Genomic DNA, 16289 nt, shown 5'->3' on the forward strand with positions numbered 1-16289 from the left:
AGCATGAGCGGAACATTTCCTCCATTAAAAACACTGGTGCCGTCTTATATCCAAAAGTTTGAGACCTATATTCCCAGCAAACCTGACCCTGTTTTAAAAGAAATGTTTGGAGTTGATCATCTGTGGCGCTTAAACAATAACGAAAATGCTCTCGGCCCGTCACCACGGGCCCTTGAAGCTATTGCGTCATTTGATCCCTCATTGTCATCTGTCTACCCCAGTGGTGATGCTTATTTTTTAAGACACATGCTTGGGGAGGCGACCGGGCATACGAGTGAAGCCTTTATTGTGGGAAATGGGGCCAATGAGGTCATTGCCTTTGTGATAAAAGCATTTTGCAGTGAAGGAGACAATATCATCACCGCAGACAAGACTTTTGCCGTGTACGAGTGGGTGGCCGAGTTTTCTGGGTTCGAGGCCAAGCTGGTGCCCCTTGTTGCGTACCGCTTTGATCCGGAAGGAATGTTGTCCAGGATAGATGGGCGGACAAAAATCATATTTATCTGTAATCCTAATAATCCCACCGGAACCTATTGGAGTGAGTCTTTACTCCGGCAGTTTTTAGACAGGGTAGATGGCAGATGCATGGTGGTACTGGATGAAGCATATGCAGAATTTGTGGAAAAACCGGATTTCCCCGATGGGTTTTCTTTGATCCGGGAATATCCCAATCTGATCGTCTTTCGGACATTTTCCAAGATGTTTGGACTGGCAGCCTTACGGATCGGTTATTTGGTGGGAGATCCCACGGTAGTGGAGGTGATCCGCAGGACAAGCATCTGCTATTCGGTAAATACCCTTGCCCAGATTGCCGCAGTAGCATCACTTGAGGATAGAGAATTTCAAATCAACCGAACCCGTGAATTGATCAATGCTTCAAGAACCTTTATCTGCAGGGAATTGGACCGCCTGGGGCTTCACTATATAGCCGGCGAGGGAAATTTTCTCATGATCCGGGTCCCCATGAGCGATACTTCGGTTTACCGGCGATTCATGCAATGCGGTGTGATGGTGCGCACCATGACGGCATTCCGTTTTCCCAATTATATCCGCATCACACTGGCCAAACGACCTGCCCTGGAAGAGTTCATCAAAGCCATGGAGAGTTTATTGGAAAAAGACAAGATAAGCAAAGCTGGAAAAAAACGAAGCTGAGGTGAGATGAATGTATCAAACAGAGGAAGCCACTTTGTGGGATTTGCTTGAGTACAATGCTTCGGCAAGAGAAAAAAATTCGGCATTGCTGTTTCCCCAAAAAGATGTAGATGTTAGTTATGGACAATTGTATGGGCAGGCAAGGGCGGTGGCAAAAGGATTAATGGCACTGGGAATTCAACATGGAGAACACATAGCCATTTGGGCGTCAAACAGTCCGGAGTATCTGGCGCTTGAATACGGAAGTGCGGCAATTGGGGCCCCATTAGTCCTGCTGAATACCGGTTATCGGCTGCTGGAACTGGAGTTCGCCCTGAAACAAACCGATGTGGTGGCCTTGTTTATCGCAGACAATCAGGGCGGTGCAAATGATTATATCGAAACCATGGGAAGGCTTTGTCCCGAGCTTTTGGACCAGAGCCCGGGGGCATGGAGAAGTGAAAGGTTTCCTAAGCTTCGTTATGTGATTGGCTTGGGAGAAAACAGACTCCCGGGTATGCTGATGTGGGCGGAGGTAATGGAAGCAGCCAAGAAAATCGAGGGGCATGCTTTTGGGGATAGGAAAAAACAAGTAAGACCTGAAGACACGGCCTTAATTTTGTTCACTTCAGGGACGACGGGAGAGCCGAAAGGTGCCATGTTATCCCATGCAAATATTCTTATCAATACCCGTGCACTTGCCCGGCATCTGGCTTTTACAGAAGCAGACAGGCTGTGCCTACCGCTTCCCCTCTTTCATGCCTATGGGATGTGTATGTCTATGCTGGGAGCGTATATTGGCACGGCCTGCATTGTTTACGAACAGTACTATGTGAATGAAATCCTGCAAACAATCCAGGAAAGCAGAGCAGTAGTTTTATGTGGAACACCGACCATGTTTATCGGGTGGCTGGAAGTATTGGAAAATTTAAAGGAGGGTATGTCTTCCTTAACCAAAGCAGTTTCGGCAGGTGCTTCTTTATATGCGGAAACGGCAAACCGGATTTTGGAGAAAACAGCCATTAAAGAAATATGGAACCTTTTAGGCATGACTGAAACACTCCTGATATCAGGAGATCGGACCACTCACGTGCAGGGGACAGAGTATATTTCAGTAGGCAGCCCCCTTGAAGGAGTGGAGGTAAAAATCATGGATGTTGCCGGTGCACGGGAGCTGCCGGCCGGAGAAATGGGTGAATTATTAGTCAAAGGCCCAGGCAATATGAAGGGTTATTATCATAAGCCCGAAGCGACTGCAAAAGCAATTAATACTGAAGGCTGGTACCACAGCGGAGATCTGGCGGTTATTGATAAAGAAGGGAATATCAGCATCGTAGGCAGAATCAAGGAAATGCTGATCCGGGGAGGAGAAAACATCTTTCCCAGAGAGATTGAAGAATACCTGATGACCAATCCGAAAGTGAAAGAAGCACAGGTAGTGGGAATCCCTTCGGAATACTATGGTGAAGAACCAGTTGCTTTTGTGATTTTGAAAGAAAATGAAACGACAACACAAATTGAACTGAAAAAGTATTGTAAGGAAAGAATCGCTTATTTTAAAGTTCCTGTGTTTATCTATTTTGTAGATTCATTTCCCAAAACAGCAAGCGGTAAGGTGCAGAAATTTAAACTCAGGGAACAGGCAATAGAAATAATCAACAAAAAAAGGGAAAGTAAAAAAATGAGCAGCACAGCAAGTCTAGAATACCGGAAGGGAGCACAAGCATGATCAACCATCCGCTGATGTCCTGCCCGGATTTTAGAAAGTTTTTTTTCGGCCGGGTTATTTCGGCAGTGGGCGATAAGTTTTATACGATTGCCCTTGCCTGGTGGGTGATATCATCTGAAGGCAATTCCGGGATCCTTTTGGGGATCCTGATGGCGTCCAATATTCTTCCTGTGGTTTTGTTTGGCCCTGTTGCCGGTACTTTGGTAGACCGGATGAACAGAAAAACCTGCATGATCATTGCGGACATAGCAAGGTTTTTTTCGATTTCAATTATTTTAATCTTATATCTGTTGGATTGGTTATCTCTTCCCTTGCTCTACATACTGGTTTTTTGTACCTCCATGTTTTCGCCCTTATTTGAAGCCGCTGCTAACAGTTCTCTGGAGAACCTGACCGGAAGGGAAAAATTGGCTCAGGCCACAGCCCTTAATTCCTCTGTGCTCCAATTGTCAAATATCATTGGCGCCACTTTGGGGGGAATATTTCTCGCCATTGCCCAAGTTCAAGGAGCCATGCTTGTTAATGCTCTGTCGTATGCCGTGTCGCTATTATTCGTATGGAATATCAAAACAAATCTTAGGCAGCCGGAACGGCAAAAGAAAGAGCCCTACCTCTCGCAGCTTCGGGAAGGTTTTGTTTATGTGATCAAGGGCAATCGTACGATTGGTTATGTTCTGGCCCTTTATGCCATCAGTAATTTTTTTGCCTCCTCCATTTTGTTTTTTATCCCATTGGTAGTCAAGTCTCTCTACCACGAGACGGTCACCTGGGTGGCGATACTGGAAGGAAGTATGGCCGGGGGATTTGTCGTTGTTTCCCTTGTTTTGAGCTTTATGCAAAAAGGCGGAAATGTCTATTGGCGTTCCTTTGTGGGCGGATGGGTGATTGCCGGAGCATTTACCTTGCTGGTGATGGACAATCCCATGATTGCTGCCTGTGGTTTGTTTTGTATGGGAGTTGCCATATCCTGGTCAGGATCAGCCATGCAGGTTTTATATCAGAAGAGTGTCAGCAATGAAATGAAGGGGCGCTTTTTTGCGCTGATGTCTGCTTTGGTTTATGCAGGTTTTCCGCTGACTTTTTTATGCAACGGTTTTCTGCTGAATCTATTTTCTCTCAAACAACTGCTAATTTTTAATGGTGTTGCCGTGTTAATTGTGAATTTCGGATTTTTGGTGATTCCGAAATATCAGATGAAGGATGAAACCGCATATGAGGCAGTAAAGAATAAAGGACCTATTGAGAATGAAAAATGCTTTAAGGATGGATGAAGAATGAGTGAGCCATTAAAGGTTGGGCGATCAACAGTAAGATGGGATGCGGCTAACAAAGTAGCGGGAGCAGAAAAATATGCGGCCGATTATTACCCGGAAGATTTTCTGGTCATAGGAATTAAAAGGTCCCCCTATGCGCATGCCCGGATTTTGAATATTGATACCTCCAAGGCAGAAGAGATACCCGGTGTGGTTGCCGTGCTGACTCACCAAGAAATAAAGGGTTCAAACAGGCTGGGCATTATGATTAAGGACCAGCCCATCCTTGCCGAAGATAAAGTACGCTATATTGGGGATGCTGTAGCCTTAGTTGTTGCCGAAAACAAGGTGATTCTGGATCAGGCGCTTGCCGGTATTGAGGTTGGGTATGAGTTGCTGCCTCCGGTGTTTTCCCTTCCGGATGCTCTGGCTGAAAACTCTATCAAAGTACATGAGGAGCGGAAGGATGGCAATGTTCTTTTAGCGGGGAAGATCGAATTTGGCAGTGTTAAAGAGGCCCTTTTGGCGTGCGTCCATAAGGTAGAGGTTGAATTAAAGTTAGGATGTCAAGAGCATGCCTGCCTGGAAACGGAAACAGGTGTAGCTTGGCTTGAGGAAGATGGTACCCTGGTGATCACTGCATCCACACAGAGTCCTTTCCGGGATCGTTTGGAGCTGGCCCATGCCATGGGAATAGCACCAGAACGGATCCGGATAATGGCACCTTTTCTTGGCGGGGGGTTTGGCCGCAAGGACGGCATCACGATCCAGGGCTATCTGGCTTTGGCGGCTTTCCATTCCCACGGAAGGCCCGTTAAGATACAGTTATCGCGGGAAGAAAGCACGGTAACAGGGACAAAACGGCATGCCACGGAGATTTCCCTCACACTAGGATGTGATGAAAAAGGGCAACTTTCGGCACTTTGCTGCACTATTTTGATGGATACGGGAGCCTATGCCTCCCTTGGCGGAGAGGTATTGGCCCTAGCGATGGAACATGCCGGAGGGCCTTACCGGATTCCCAATGTGATCATTGATGGTAAGGCAGTATATACCAATCACCTTCCGGCGGGGGCGTTTCGCGGTTTTGGCGTTCCCCAGGTCACAGCAGGGATTGAGCAGGCCATAGATAAATTGGCCAAAGCTGCCGGGTTTGACCCCCTGAAATTTCGCCTGATCAATGCGGTAAAACAGGGTGAGAAAAATTCGGCCGGCGTGGTGATGACCCAATCCGTTGGCCTTACGGCATGCCTGGAAACCGTAGCGTCATGCCCTGAATGGAAAGACCGGAAAAGCTGGATCAATAGTGCACCGCCATTTACCCGGCGCAGTGTCGGTATGGCCGCAATGCACCACGCACAGGGTTTTGGACCGGTGGTTCCCGATAATGCAAATGCTAAGATTGAACTTGATCTGCAGGGCTGTTTTGTCATTTATGTGGGTGTCGTGGATATGGGACAAGGTAATGCGACAACGTACCTGCAGATGGCGGGGGATATTTTGGGTCAAGGCTTTGACCGTCTTACCCTGGTACTGCCGGACACAAAAAAAACGCTGCCTTCGGGCTCGTCATCGGCAAGCCGGACTACCTTTACCTTTGGCAATGCCTTGATGGGCGCGGCAAAAATTCTTTCTGAACGCATTCTGGACCGGGCCGGATTAATGCTGACGTTTCAGACCCTGGGGCAGGTAAAAAAAGAAGAGTTGACACTTCTCCCGGGACGGGTACACCACCTGCCTACCGGTCATGAAGTTCCCCTGGAAAAGATTGCTGCTATGATGGATGCATCAGAACGTATGGCGGTATCTAGCTATACGTGTCCCACGAATCTTCAAACCATACCTTCCGGACAAAACCTCAGCGTGCACGGTTATCCGCACAGAGTTTATTCTTTCGGGGCCCAGGTGGTCAGGCTGCACATAGATACCCGGACAGGAGAAGTCACGGTGGACGATGTCTTGACCTGTATTGATGCAGGACGTGTCATTAATCCCATTTTACTGGAGCAGCAAATTGAGGGAGCGGCGGCACAAGGGTTGGGATATGCCCTTTATGAACACTTTATCATTTCGGAGGGGAAAGTTTTAACCAAAGATTTTTCAACTTATGTGCTACCCACCTCTTTGGACATTCCTCCTATGCGGACCATCACACTGGCGCTGGCAGAGAAAGATGGGCCTTTTGGAATGAAGGGGGCGGGGGAAATTGGGCTGGTCGGAGTGCTTCCCGCCGTGGGAAATGCCATTTTTGAGATTACGGGCAGGCGAATTAAAGAGAGCCCGATGAATGAGGAACGTGTATTGGAAGCTCTGAGACAGGCAGGTTTGGAGTGCGCAAGGTGAGTATAGGGTGAGGTGCTTTGGAATGGAAATAACATTTTTGCTAAATGGTGAAAAGATTAAAATTCAGACAAGTGGGGACCGGCGTGTCGTGGATTTGCTACGCGAGGATCTTGGGCTAACAGGGACCAAGGAATGCTGCGGGGCCGGTGAATGCGGTGCGTGTACCATTCTGCTGGATGGGGAGAGCCGTCTTTCCTGCTTGATGCTGGCTGCTCAACTTGAAGGACACGCTGTGACAACCATCGAAGGAATTGCAAAGAGTGAAGATTTTCAGATAGTGCAGAAGATTTTTGTTGACAGTGGCGCAGTGCAATGCGGATTCTGTACGCCTGGTATGGTTCTTGCCGCGGTGGATTTAATCAAACGCAATCCGGAGGCTTCCCGGGAGGAAATCAGGACAGGATTAAGCGGCAATCTTTGCCGTTGTACCGGATATCAAAAGATTGTCGATGCTGTAGAAGGTGTGCTCCATGTGATGAGGGAGCGTGAGATGTAATGGAGGTTTTATTTCCGGAAAAGCTGGATCAGATCTGGGACATGTGGGTGAAATACCCGGATGGGGAACTGATGGCAGGAGGAACCGACCTTTTGGTGCAAATTGCCAACAGGAAGATAAGACCACGGGTACTAATCTGCCTGGAAAAAGTCGGAGAACTGCATCACATTAAAAAAGAGGAGAGGGAAATCTGGATTGGTGCAGCATTGACCCACCAGTCACTTTTGGACAGTATGATCGTTAAAGAAGAGCTCCCCGTATTGTGGGAGGCACTATCCGTATTGGGCTCACCACCGATCCGCCATGCCGGTACCATCGGGGGAAACATCTGTACGGCATCTCCTGCCGGGGATACCATTCCTGCCCTTTATGTTCTGGAGGCCCAGGTGGAAGTATTCTCTCAAAGAGGAAACCGGCGATTACCTATTGATGAGTTTGTTACCGGCCCCCGATGCACTGCACTAGAGCAAGACGAAATGCTGGGCGGTGTGGTTATTCCTTTGAAATCGCAAGGAGGGAGTTGTGGTTTTTTCAAGATAGGTCACAGGAAAGCCCTGGCTATAGCTGTAGCGAGCCTTGCCGCGATCTGGCGAACAGATGTCGAAGGAATTTTAAGAGAAATAAAATTGGCCTGGGGAAGTGTAGGACCTAAAGTCATGGTTTTTCCTGAAGTTCAGGAATGGCTTGTGGGAAAACCCCTCAGTGAAAAAGTATTGAAAGAAGCTAAAGAGATGGTGATCAAAGGTCTGGCACCCATTGACGATATCAGGGCTTCCGCGGATTACCGAAAAAAATCGGCGGGAAATTTGCTGTTGAAGCTATTGGGTTGATTACTTGCGGAATAAGGAGTTATTCTCCGGCCGCTTCTCCTCTCCGCGCGGTAAATGTCAAGGCCAAAAGAGTGATATCGTCGTATTGGGCGGTATCCCGGGCAAAGAAGCGCAGGTCCTGAAGGATCTTACCGGTAATACCGGCAGCGGGGCGCCGGGGGGCATTCTGCAATGATTGAAGCAAGCCTTCTTTACCCCAGAATTGTCCTGATTTGCTCATTGCTTCCGTAACGCCGTCGGTATAGAGAATTAATGTGTCCCCGGGCTGCAGGATTATACTTTGTTGTTGATAAAGAATGCCGTCCATGGCGCCCAGAGCGGGGCCTTTGGCCGGGGCCAAGGGGGCAATGCCCGATGGGGAAAGATGATAGGGCAAATCGTGGCCGCCGCAGCTATAGAACACTTCCCCGGAATTTGTGTCCAAAATGCCGCAGAAAATGGTGACAAACATGCCGGTATCGTTATCCCGGCACAGCTCATTATTTACAGCATCCAGTATTTCATGGGGGCTACTTCCCGCAGCAGTTCTGGACCGCAGCAGGGTGCGCGTTACCGCCATAAAAAGGGAAGCAGGGACTCCTTTGCCGGAAACATCACCGACCACAAAAAAGAGATGGTGTTCGTCGATGAAGAAAAAGTCATAGAAGTCCCCGCCCACTTCCTTTGCCGGTTCCAAAAGGGCGTGAATCTCAAATTCCGCTCTTTCCGGGAAGGGGGGAAAGATGCGGGGGACAATGCTCATTTGAATTTCCCGGGCTACGTGCAGTTCTCCTTCGATTTGCCGTTTCGCGTTTTCCGTAGCTCTTTCTTTAACCAGATTGGTGAGCATAAAGGCAAATACGGCCATGCCGGCTCCGTTGGCCAAAATCATGGGAAAAAAGATTTGCTTCACCAGCGTAAGGGCCTGGGAAAAAGGTTTGCTGATCAATAGTGCCAGGCCGAAGTGGATGATTTCTATAGCAACAGACAGTAAAACAGCCCCTTTGATACTGGGAAATGCTCCTTTGCGCAGCAGATAAACCCCACCGCCGATCAATCCGGCCAGTACTGTGGCCGAGGAACAGGAGTAGCAGGTAAACCCGCCCAGGGTGAAACGGTGCAAGCCACCGATGAGACCGGCCCCTAATCCGACCATAGGCCCACCGATCAATCCGGCAATGGTAGGACCTAAATCCCGAATATTGGCAATGGCCCCCAGCAGTTCCATACCGCCCAGTGTTCCGTAAATAGAAAAGGCGCCGAAAATTAACACCAGTAACACCTGGTTACGTGGGGAAAATTTCTTTGCCATGATTTCTCCGTAAAAACTGCTCCGGGTTAAAACATAAGTAAGGACCATAATTACCGACATGCTGTTTACCAAGGCGATCACAAGTTCGATGATCGTTTTCATGGACTTACCGTCCTCCTTTACCCTAGGTTCATCAGGAAATAGAGTCTGCCTACCTCTTATGATCAATGGGATTATTAATTTTTTCATTTCGACATTTATTCTGGTAAATCCTACAAGATGCCTGGATGGAGTAAAAAAATTTACCCAACTCAGGCAGAAATCAAAAAAAGAGTTCCCCTTATGAGGGAAACCCGTATCATTCAGGCCTCTTTGATCTTTAACCGTTTGAGGCGGTATTGTAAATGTTGTCTGGACACATTTAATTCTTTTGCCGTTTGGGTAATGTTACCTTGGTTGCTTTTCAGCTTGGCGGCAATGATTTCTTTTTCATATTTGAGCAGGGTTTGCTTCAGATTCTTCACAGATAGGTCCTTGGGAAGAGAGCGGTGGCTTTCGAACTTGTTTTTCAGATAGGGAGGCAATTGATATAGGCCCAGATTTTTTTCCGGGTCTTCGGCCAAATTCATGGCATGCTCTACGGCATGTTCCAATTCCCGCACATTTCCCGGCCAGTTGTAGCGTTTAAACATGTTTGATACTTCTTTGGACAAACCTTCGATGTTTTTGCCCATGATTTTGTTGTTTTGCTTAATGAAATGGTCCGTTAAGGCCAGGAGGCAATCTGAACGCTCTCTCAGGGGAGGTATGACCAAATTAACCACGGATAAACGGTAATAAATATCGCTTCTGAGCAGGTTTTTATCTAAGGCCTCTTTGGGGTCCATGTTGATGGCGCTGATGATGCGGGCATTCACAGGAATGCTTTTGTTACTGCCCACGCGCATGATGGTCTTTGTTTGGAGAACGCGCAAAAGCTTTGTCTGCAGGTGCATGTCCATGGAATTGATTTCGTCCAGGAACAAGGTGCCGTTTTGGGCTTCTTCAAATAATCCGGGTTTTTCGATGGCTCCGGTGAAGGCTCCTTTGCTGGTGCCAAAAAGAACACTTTCCAGCAGTGTTTCAGGAATCGCCGCACAATTCACGGCCACAAAAGGCCCTTTTGCTAAGGGACTGGCGTTGTGGATGCTTTGAGCAAACAATTCTTTTCCGGTTCCTGTTTCCCCTTGAATCAGAACGGGAGAATAATTTAAGGCCACTTTTTTGGCAATATTGATGGTCTCCTGCATCGCCTGTCCCGGTCCAATGATCTGGTCAAAGCAATATTGGGTGCCGTTGCTGTTTGCCTTTTGCTGGAAAAGGGATTTTTGCAGTTCCATAATTTTTTCCGACATCTGTTTCGCCTGGGTGATGTCGTGGAAAACGGCCACTGCGGCCACAACCTCCTTGCCCGCATAAATGGGATAAACATTGGTAATGACATCAACCTTTTTTGTTTCGGAAACAAAATAGGTCATATGCTGGTTCTTTAAGGGCTGTCCCGTTTTTAACGCTTTTAAAACCATGCTGTTTTTCTCATCGATTTTGGCTTTGCCGTCAATTTTATAGATTTCCGAAATAGGCTTTCCGATCACATCCCTTTCCTCGAAGTTTTCCAGCATCTCCGTGCCTTTGGAATAAAAAATGGTGTTGCCGTTTTTATCAATGGCGTGAATGCATACGTCCAGGAGGTCAATAAATTTGGCCAAAAGAGGAGAGTCTTTCCGTAAACTGTGCAGTTGCTGCTCTAACAATTCTCCTGAGGCTACTTCGGGAAATTCCCAAAAATCCGGTTGCATACTCAAGGTATTACCTCCTCCACAAATGAGAATGTTGTCAAAAAATCCTGCATGCCAAAAAATTTGCTCCCCGTCAATCCTATTCCAGAAACCGATTATTTTTCCTTCCCCGCAAAAAATATTGCGTGCCTGCCGTCCCACATCCTTTTTCCATTTTTCCCGCTGATTTTTAAGTTGGGCCAAAGGGTCGTTTTTCCTTTATTTTATTTGGTTTTTCCTGATTAAACAAGTTGAATTTTCTTATAACGGCAAGTGGCATGCAATTTGCTTAAGTTTGTTGCCACAATCCTAATTTTTATTATTTTTAAGGAGGACACGTAAATGCAGAACATGACGTATTTGAAGGAAAAGCCCATTGCAGTCTTGGGAGCAGGAGCAGTGGGAAAGGCAATTGCCGGGGACTGTGCCCTGGGCGGCGCGAAAGTGCGGATTTGTGATTTGCCTCCCTTTGCGGAAAAGACCTTGTTTGGGATAAAAGAAACCGGCATTAAATTCTTTGGCGATCAGCTGAACCTTTACGGGTTTGAACGTTCCGGCCAAGCGATCATGGAACTGGTTACTACTGATGTGGCAGAGGCCGTCAAAGGAGCGGGTCTGGTCGTGGTGACCACGCCGGCGGTAGGACACAAACCCTTTTTCGAAAAATTGATTCCGGCCCTGGAAGACGGCATGGTGATCCATATTTTCCCCGATAATTACGGTTCGTTAATTTTGCGCAAGATGATGCGGGAAGCCGGATGCACCAAAAAAGTGATTATCGGCGGCTGGTCCAGTTCTACTTACGGCAGCCGGGTGGAAATCAAAGGGAGCGTGATTCTGCCTAAGATTCGGGTTTATTACCGGGCCATTACATTAAGAGGGGCCGCACTGCCCGCCTGTGATACGGAAGCTTTCTTGGAAAGCGCCAAATACATGCCTTCCATGGATGCGGTCACCAAGGGGCAGGGTGCTGTTGCCGGTGATACCTGCATGGATACGGGCTTTAGTAATGTGAACCCGGTGCTTCACTGCCCGGGCACGATTTTGGGCGTGGGCGTGATGGAAAACTGGGGCGTCATCTACGGGGAAAACAAGTATGATTATGGGATTTACTCTCATGCATATTGCCCATCCATTTCCGAGGTACAGTATTCTTTCTATCGGGAGGAATGTGCTCTGGCAGAAGCCATGGGCGTAGGAATCCAGCCCTTTGAGAAAAAGCAGTTTTTCTCCCGGGAAAACATTTTAGGGCCTGAATACATGGGGGAAAATTATATTATACCTTTTGACCAGCAGGACTATATCCAGTGGGGCACCGGCCCCTTCACCATGGAAAACAGATATATCACGGAAGACATTCCCGTAGGCTGCCATATTTACCATGAACTGGGCAAGAAATTCGGTGTGCCCACGCCGGTGGTGGATTCCATGATTAACCTGGCTTCCGCCATGCTGCAAAGAGATTTTTATCAATTGGGGTATACCCTGGATTACTTGGGTATTGGCCATATGGACAAGGAAGCGATGAATGCTTATCTCCGCGAGGGAATCTATCAAGAAGAATAAATTCCGGCCTTTCAGAAAGGAGAAAGGCTGAGAGCGGCTTTTCTCCTTTCCACCAATCTGAAATAGATAGGCTTTAGGTAGCGTTGATATAGAAGAAAGGAGTAACACCATGGCAGCGTCGATGAAGCGGAATATTGCATTTTCGGTTCTTAATCAAGAAAAGATCGAAAAGATTCATGAAAAAAGCTTGTATTTAATGAAAAAAGTGGGCATGCGCATCAGCGGGGACCGGACCATCAAATTACTGAAAGAAAACGGAGTGACCGTGACGGCCGACGGCTTGATGCAGATCCCGGAAAAGCTGGTGGAAAAAGCGCTTAAGAGTGCACCCAAAGAGTTGATTCTCTATACCCGGCAAGGGGAGCCTTCCATGATGATCAACAAGGCCGGGGAGCAGGAAGCCTGTCCGGAAGGGGCGGCAGCAGGCCGGGAGGCTTCTCCGACCCTAAAGAGGGGAAACCAGGTTTATTTCGGCACCCATGCGGACCAGCTGGAATTGGTGGACCCCTTTACAAACCAGGTGCGCAAGTTTCTCAAAAAAGATATTCAAACCATGTGCAAGGTTGCCGATTATCTGCCCAATATTTTCTTTGTCCTGTCTGTGGGCATGACGGCTGATGTTGATCCCAGGATCCAAACCCAAAGCACTTTTATGGAGACCGTGAAAAATTTCAGCAAAACCATTAATTTTTCTTCTAATGACGTGGACTCCCTGAAGGATGTGATCAACATTGCGGCCACGGTGGCGGGCGGTCTGGATAAATTGCAGGAAAAGCCCTTTATTTTCAACTATTGCGAGCCGATTCCCCCCCTGACCCACCCGGTAGAAAGTACGGAAAAAATCTATATCAGTGCGGAAAACCGGATTCCTTTTGTTTATATGCCCTATTGTATGATGGGGGGCACATCTCCCATGAGTATGGGAGCCACCCTGGCCCAATGCAATGCCGAGGCGCTCACCGGATTAGTCATTACGCAGCTCGTCAGTGAAGGGGCTCCCTTTATTTACGGCGCCATGCCGTCTATTTTCGATATGCGTACCACCATCGGCAGCTATGCGGCGCCGGAGTTCCATTTAGGGATTGCCGCCATGGCTGATCTGGTTTCTTATTATGGGCTGCCCTTTTATGGCACGGCCGGTTGTTCTGATGCCAAGGTCCTTGACGAGCAAGCGGTGGCAGAGGCGACGATGGAGATTTTCTCCACCATTTTAAGCAAAGCCCATATCATTCATGATGTGGGGGTGATGGACCACTGCAACAGTGTTTCTCCTGAATTGGTGGTTTTGGCCGACGAAATTATTGAAGGCTTAAAGTATTACGCCCAAGGGGTAGATGTTTGCGAAGAAGACTTTGCCCTTGATGTCATTGAAAAGGTAGGGCCGGGAGGCCATTATCTGACCGAACTCCATACCAGTGAAAATTTCAAAAAAGTCTGGTATCCCAGCCTGTTCAGCCGTAAAATGCAGAACGGTCATTTCTCTGAGGTGCGCGATAAGATTAAAAAGAAGATCAAAAACATTGTGGAAGATCATCAAGTTCCTCAACTGGACTCCGCCGTATTAAAAGACCTGGAGAAGTGGGAGGAAAAGCTTGGCCTATCCATCAAATAGTCCGGAAAAATTGAGGCGGTCGGAGAGAAAAGGAGGGGACATAACAGATGATTTTTTGGCAAGGTCATGATTTAGGCATCAATTATATTCGGGCCCGGAAAAACCATGTGTGCTACGGCATGGGGCTGGGAATTATTCTTTTGAATGACGCCTATCCCGGTTTCCCGGGTGACGTGCGCAATGCCAGTGCTTTCAATTACCCCATTCAATATGAAATTGCGGAAGGGGTGACAAATAAGACCCTGGTTTATGATGAGAACCCGGGCCAATGCCGGGAAGCGGTGATTGCAGCGGCAAAAAAATTGGAACGGCTGGGGTGCCGGGCGGTTGCCGCTGAATGCGGATATTTTGCCTTTTTTCAGAAAGATGTGGCGGCGGCGGTGGACGTACCGGTATTTATGTCCAGTTTATTGCAGGTGCCCTTTATTCAACAAGTAATTGGTCCCCAGAAGCTGGTGGGAATTATTTGTGCCCAGAAGCAGTATCTCAGTGAGGAACATTTGCGCAATGTAGGCGTGCAGGCGGGAAGCAATTACGTGATTGCCGGCGCCCAGGATGAATACGGGTGTTCCGAGTTCGATAATTTATGGAATCCTTTGAAGCGGCCGGAATTTCCGGAAGCGTATTACGCCAAGGCTGAGGAGCAAATGATCCGAACGGCCAAAGATTTTATCAAAGCTTACCCCCGGATCGGCGCGATCATGCTGGAATGTACCGGGATGCAGCCCTTTGCCCGGGCCATTCAGCGCGAAGTGGACCTTCCCGTGTTTAGCTGGGGCACCCTTCTGGATTATGCTTTTTCCGTGGTAGCGCACCGGGATTATTACGGTCACGTGTAAGGTGATTTTTCGGGGCAGGAAAGGGTTGATGTGAATGAGACCGAGACAGGATTTTTTAAAGTCAGAAGAAGTGGAAAAGCTGCATGAGGCGACGGCCTATGTTTTGTCCAGGGTGGGACTGAGGTTTCAGCATGACAAAGGCCGTCACCTTTTTCAAAAGCATGGGGCCAAAGTCGAGGGGGAGACGGTTTTTATTCCCGAAAAGCTTGTGCACCAGGCCTTGTCTTCCGTGCCGGAATCTTTTGTGTTACATGGCCGGGAAAAGGATCAGGATGTACGGGTAGGGGGAGAGGATGCCGTCTTTGCCTCCGCTTCCGGTCCGGTCTATGTGCGCAGGGGAGCCAAGAAGTATTTGGCCCAGGATGAGGACTTTATCAATTTTATCAAGCTCACGGAAACCAGTACGGTGCTCGGGGTTACCAATTATATCATGGTGGAGCCCCAGGACATTCTTCCGGAAAAAAGAAAGATGCATCAGGTGGCGGCTTGTTTAAAGTACTCTACCAAACCATTGACCGGCATTACCATGGGCGAGGGATTGACCCGCAGTTGTTTTGATTTAGTGGAAAGATTTTATGGCGGCTGGCAAGAAAACCGGTTATTGGGGATCATCAGTCCCATTTCTCCCCTGGTCTATGATGCGCAAATGATCAACCATATGATGGATTATGCTGAAGCTGGCCAACCGGTGTTAATTACTCCTTGCTCTTTGCCGGGAGCGACCAGTCCGGTGAGTCTTTCCGGGACTCTGGTCGTTGATAATGCCCAGGTCCTGGCCGGGATTGTGTTCAGCCAGTTAATCCGTCCGGGCTTGCCCGTTATTTACGGAAACACTTCCACGGCCTGTGACTTGCGCTATGCCTCTCCCGCCATCGGCGCGCCGGAAACAGGGCTGATCACCCTGGCCGCGGCGCAATTAAGCAAATATTATGGGATTCCCTGCCGGTCGGGAGGCTGCCTGACCGATGCCAAGGTGCCTGATATGCAGGCCGGCCTGGAGTCCATGCTGACGATCATGCCTGCCCTGATGGGCGGGGTAGATTTTATCCTGCAATCCTGCGGCATTTTAGAGTCTTTTCATACCCTAAGCTACGAGAAGTTTCTCATCGATGAGCAGACCCTGGGCATCGTGAAGCGATTTGGGGCCGGTTTTGAGATCAATGATGCGTTGGTGGCTTTAGATATGATTCAGCATCTGGGTCCCGGTGCGAATTTCCTGGGGGAATCTCATACCGCAGCCCATTTTCGCACCGAACAGTACATTCCTCCCTTGTTTTCCCGGGAGGGGTTTGCCCAGTGGGAAAAAGAGGGCGCTTTAACCCTGGAGCAAAAAGGGGGCCGGTTGGTGGAACAAAGGTTGGGCCAGTATGCGGAACCGGACCTGACCAAAGAACAGGAGCAGTCGTTGAGGGAGTATTTGTAAAAAGTGAAGGGAGATT

The 16289-nt window shown here is 48.4% G+C and carries 12 protein-coding genes; 10 read left to right on the forward strand and 2 right to left on the reverse strand.

The features are described 5' to 3' along the window. Positions 1-3: 3 nt before the first annotated feature. From hisC to DCMF_RS26620, 6 genes are read left to right on the forward strand one after another with little or no spacing between them, the layout of a single operon-like run. The gene (gene hisC, locus DCMF_RS26595; protein ID WP_148137241.1) at positions 4-1155 is read left to right on the forward strand and encodes a histidinol-phosphate transaminase; all 1152 of its coding nucleotides are present in this window, start codon (positions 4-6) and stop codon (positions 1153-1155) included. Between the two features lie 10 nt (positions 1156-1165). After that, on the forward strand, positions 1166-2863 hold the full coding sequence (locus DCMF_RS26600) for an AMP-binding protein (protein ID WP_148137242.1): 1698 nt from the start codon (positions 1166-1168) through the stop codon (positions 2861-2863). Then, entirely contained in the window at positions 2860-4134 is a 1275-nt protein-coding gene (locus DCMF_RS26605; protein WP_148137243.1) for an MFS transporter, read from the forward strand. The genes DCMF_RS26600 and DCMF_RS26605 overlap by 4 nt, the downstream gene beginning before the upstream one ends. Positions 4135-4137: 3 nt before the next feature. Next, on the forward strand, positions 4138-6459 hold the full coding sequence (locus tag DCMF_RS26610; protein ID WP_148137244.1) for a xanthine dehydrogenase family protein molybdopterin-binding subunit: 2322 nt from the start codon (positions 4138-4140) through the stop codon (positions 6457-6459). Positions 6460-6481: 22 nt separating this feature from the next. Next, positions 6482-6955 (forward strand): (2Fe-2S)-binding protein, encoded by a 474-nt coding sequence (locus DCMF_RS26615; protein ID WP_148137245.1) that lies wholly within the window; start codon positions 6482-6484, stop codon positions 6953-6955. After that, positions 6955-7785, forward strand: coding sequence for an FAD binding domain-containing protein (locus DCMF_RS26620; protein WP_148137246.1), 831 nt, complete (start codon positions 6955-6957; stop codon positions 7783-7785). Before DCMF_RS26615 ends, DCMF_RS26620 begins: the two co-directional genes overlap by 1 nt. 19 nt (positions 7786-7804) lie before the next feature. Here the strand turns inward: DCMF_RS26620 and DCMF_RS26625 are convergent, their stop codons facing one another. Then, the gene (locus DCMF_RS26625; RefSeq protein ID WP_148137247.1) at positions 7805-9178 is read right to left on the reverse strand and encodes a PP2C family protein-serine/threonine phosphatase; all 1374 of its coding nucleotides are present in this window, start codon (positions 9176-9178) and stop codon (positions 7805-7807) included. Positions 9179-9378: 200 nt separating this feature from the next. Continuing rightward, a complete protein-coding gene (locus DCMF_RS26630; protein WP_148138091.1) occupies positions 9379-10854 on the reverse strand; it encodes a sigma-54 interaction domain-containing protein in 1476 nt (491 codons plus the stop codon). Between the two features lie 321 nt (positions 10855-11175). Here DCMF_RS26630 and DCMF_RS26635 point away from each other — a divergent pair, with 321 nt between their 5' ends. From DCMF_RS26635 to DCMF_RS26650, 4 genes are all read left to right on the forward strand, one after another. Beyond that, a complete protein-coding gene (locus tag DCMF_RS26635; RefSeq protein WP_148137248.1) occupies positions 11176-12399 on the forward strand; it encodes an NAD/NADP octopine/nopaline dehydrogenase family protein in 1224 nt (407 codons plus the stop codon). Positions 12400-12508: 109 nt separating this feature from the next. Then, a complete protein-coding gene (locus DCMF_RS26640) occupies positions 12509-14011 on the forward strand; it encodes a trimethylamine methyltransferase family protein (RefSeq protein WP_148137249.1) in 1503 nt (500 codons plus the stop codon). Between the two features lie 47 nt (positions 14012-14058). Continuing rightward, positions 14059-14850, forward strand: a complete 792-nt coding sequence (locus DCMF_RS26645; RefSeq protein WP_148137250.1) for an aspartate/glutamate racemase family protein — start codon at positions 14059-14061, stop codon at positions 14848-14850. A 34-nt stretch (positions 14851-14884) separates the two neighbouring features. Continuing rightward, positions 14885-16273 carry a trimethylamine methyltransferase family protein gene (locus DCMF_RS26650; RefSeq protein WP_148137251.1) on the forward strand — a complete coding sequence of 463 codons (1389 nt, stop codon included), beginning with the start codon at positions 14885-14887 and terminating at the stop codon, positions 16271-16273. The last annotated feature ends 16 nt before the right edge of the window (positions 16274-16289 follow it).

Origin of the sequence: Candidatus Formimonas warabiya (genome assembly GCF_002777255.1) — a bacterium.
Classification (GTDB): domain Bacteria; phylum Bacillota; class Dehalobacteriia; order Dehalobacteriales; family Dehalobacteriaceae; genus Formimonas; species Formimonas warabiya.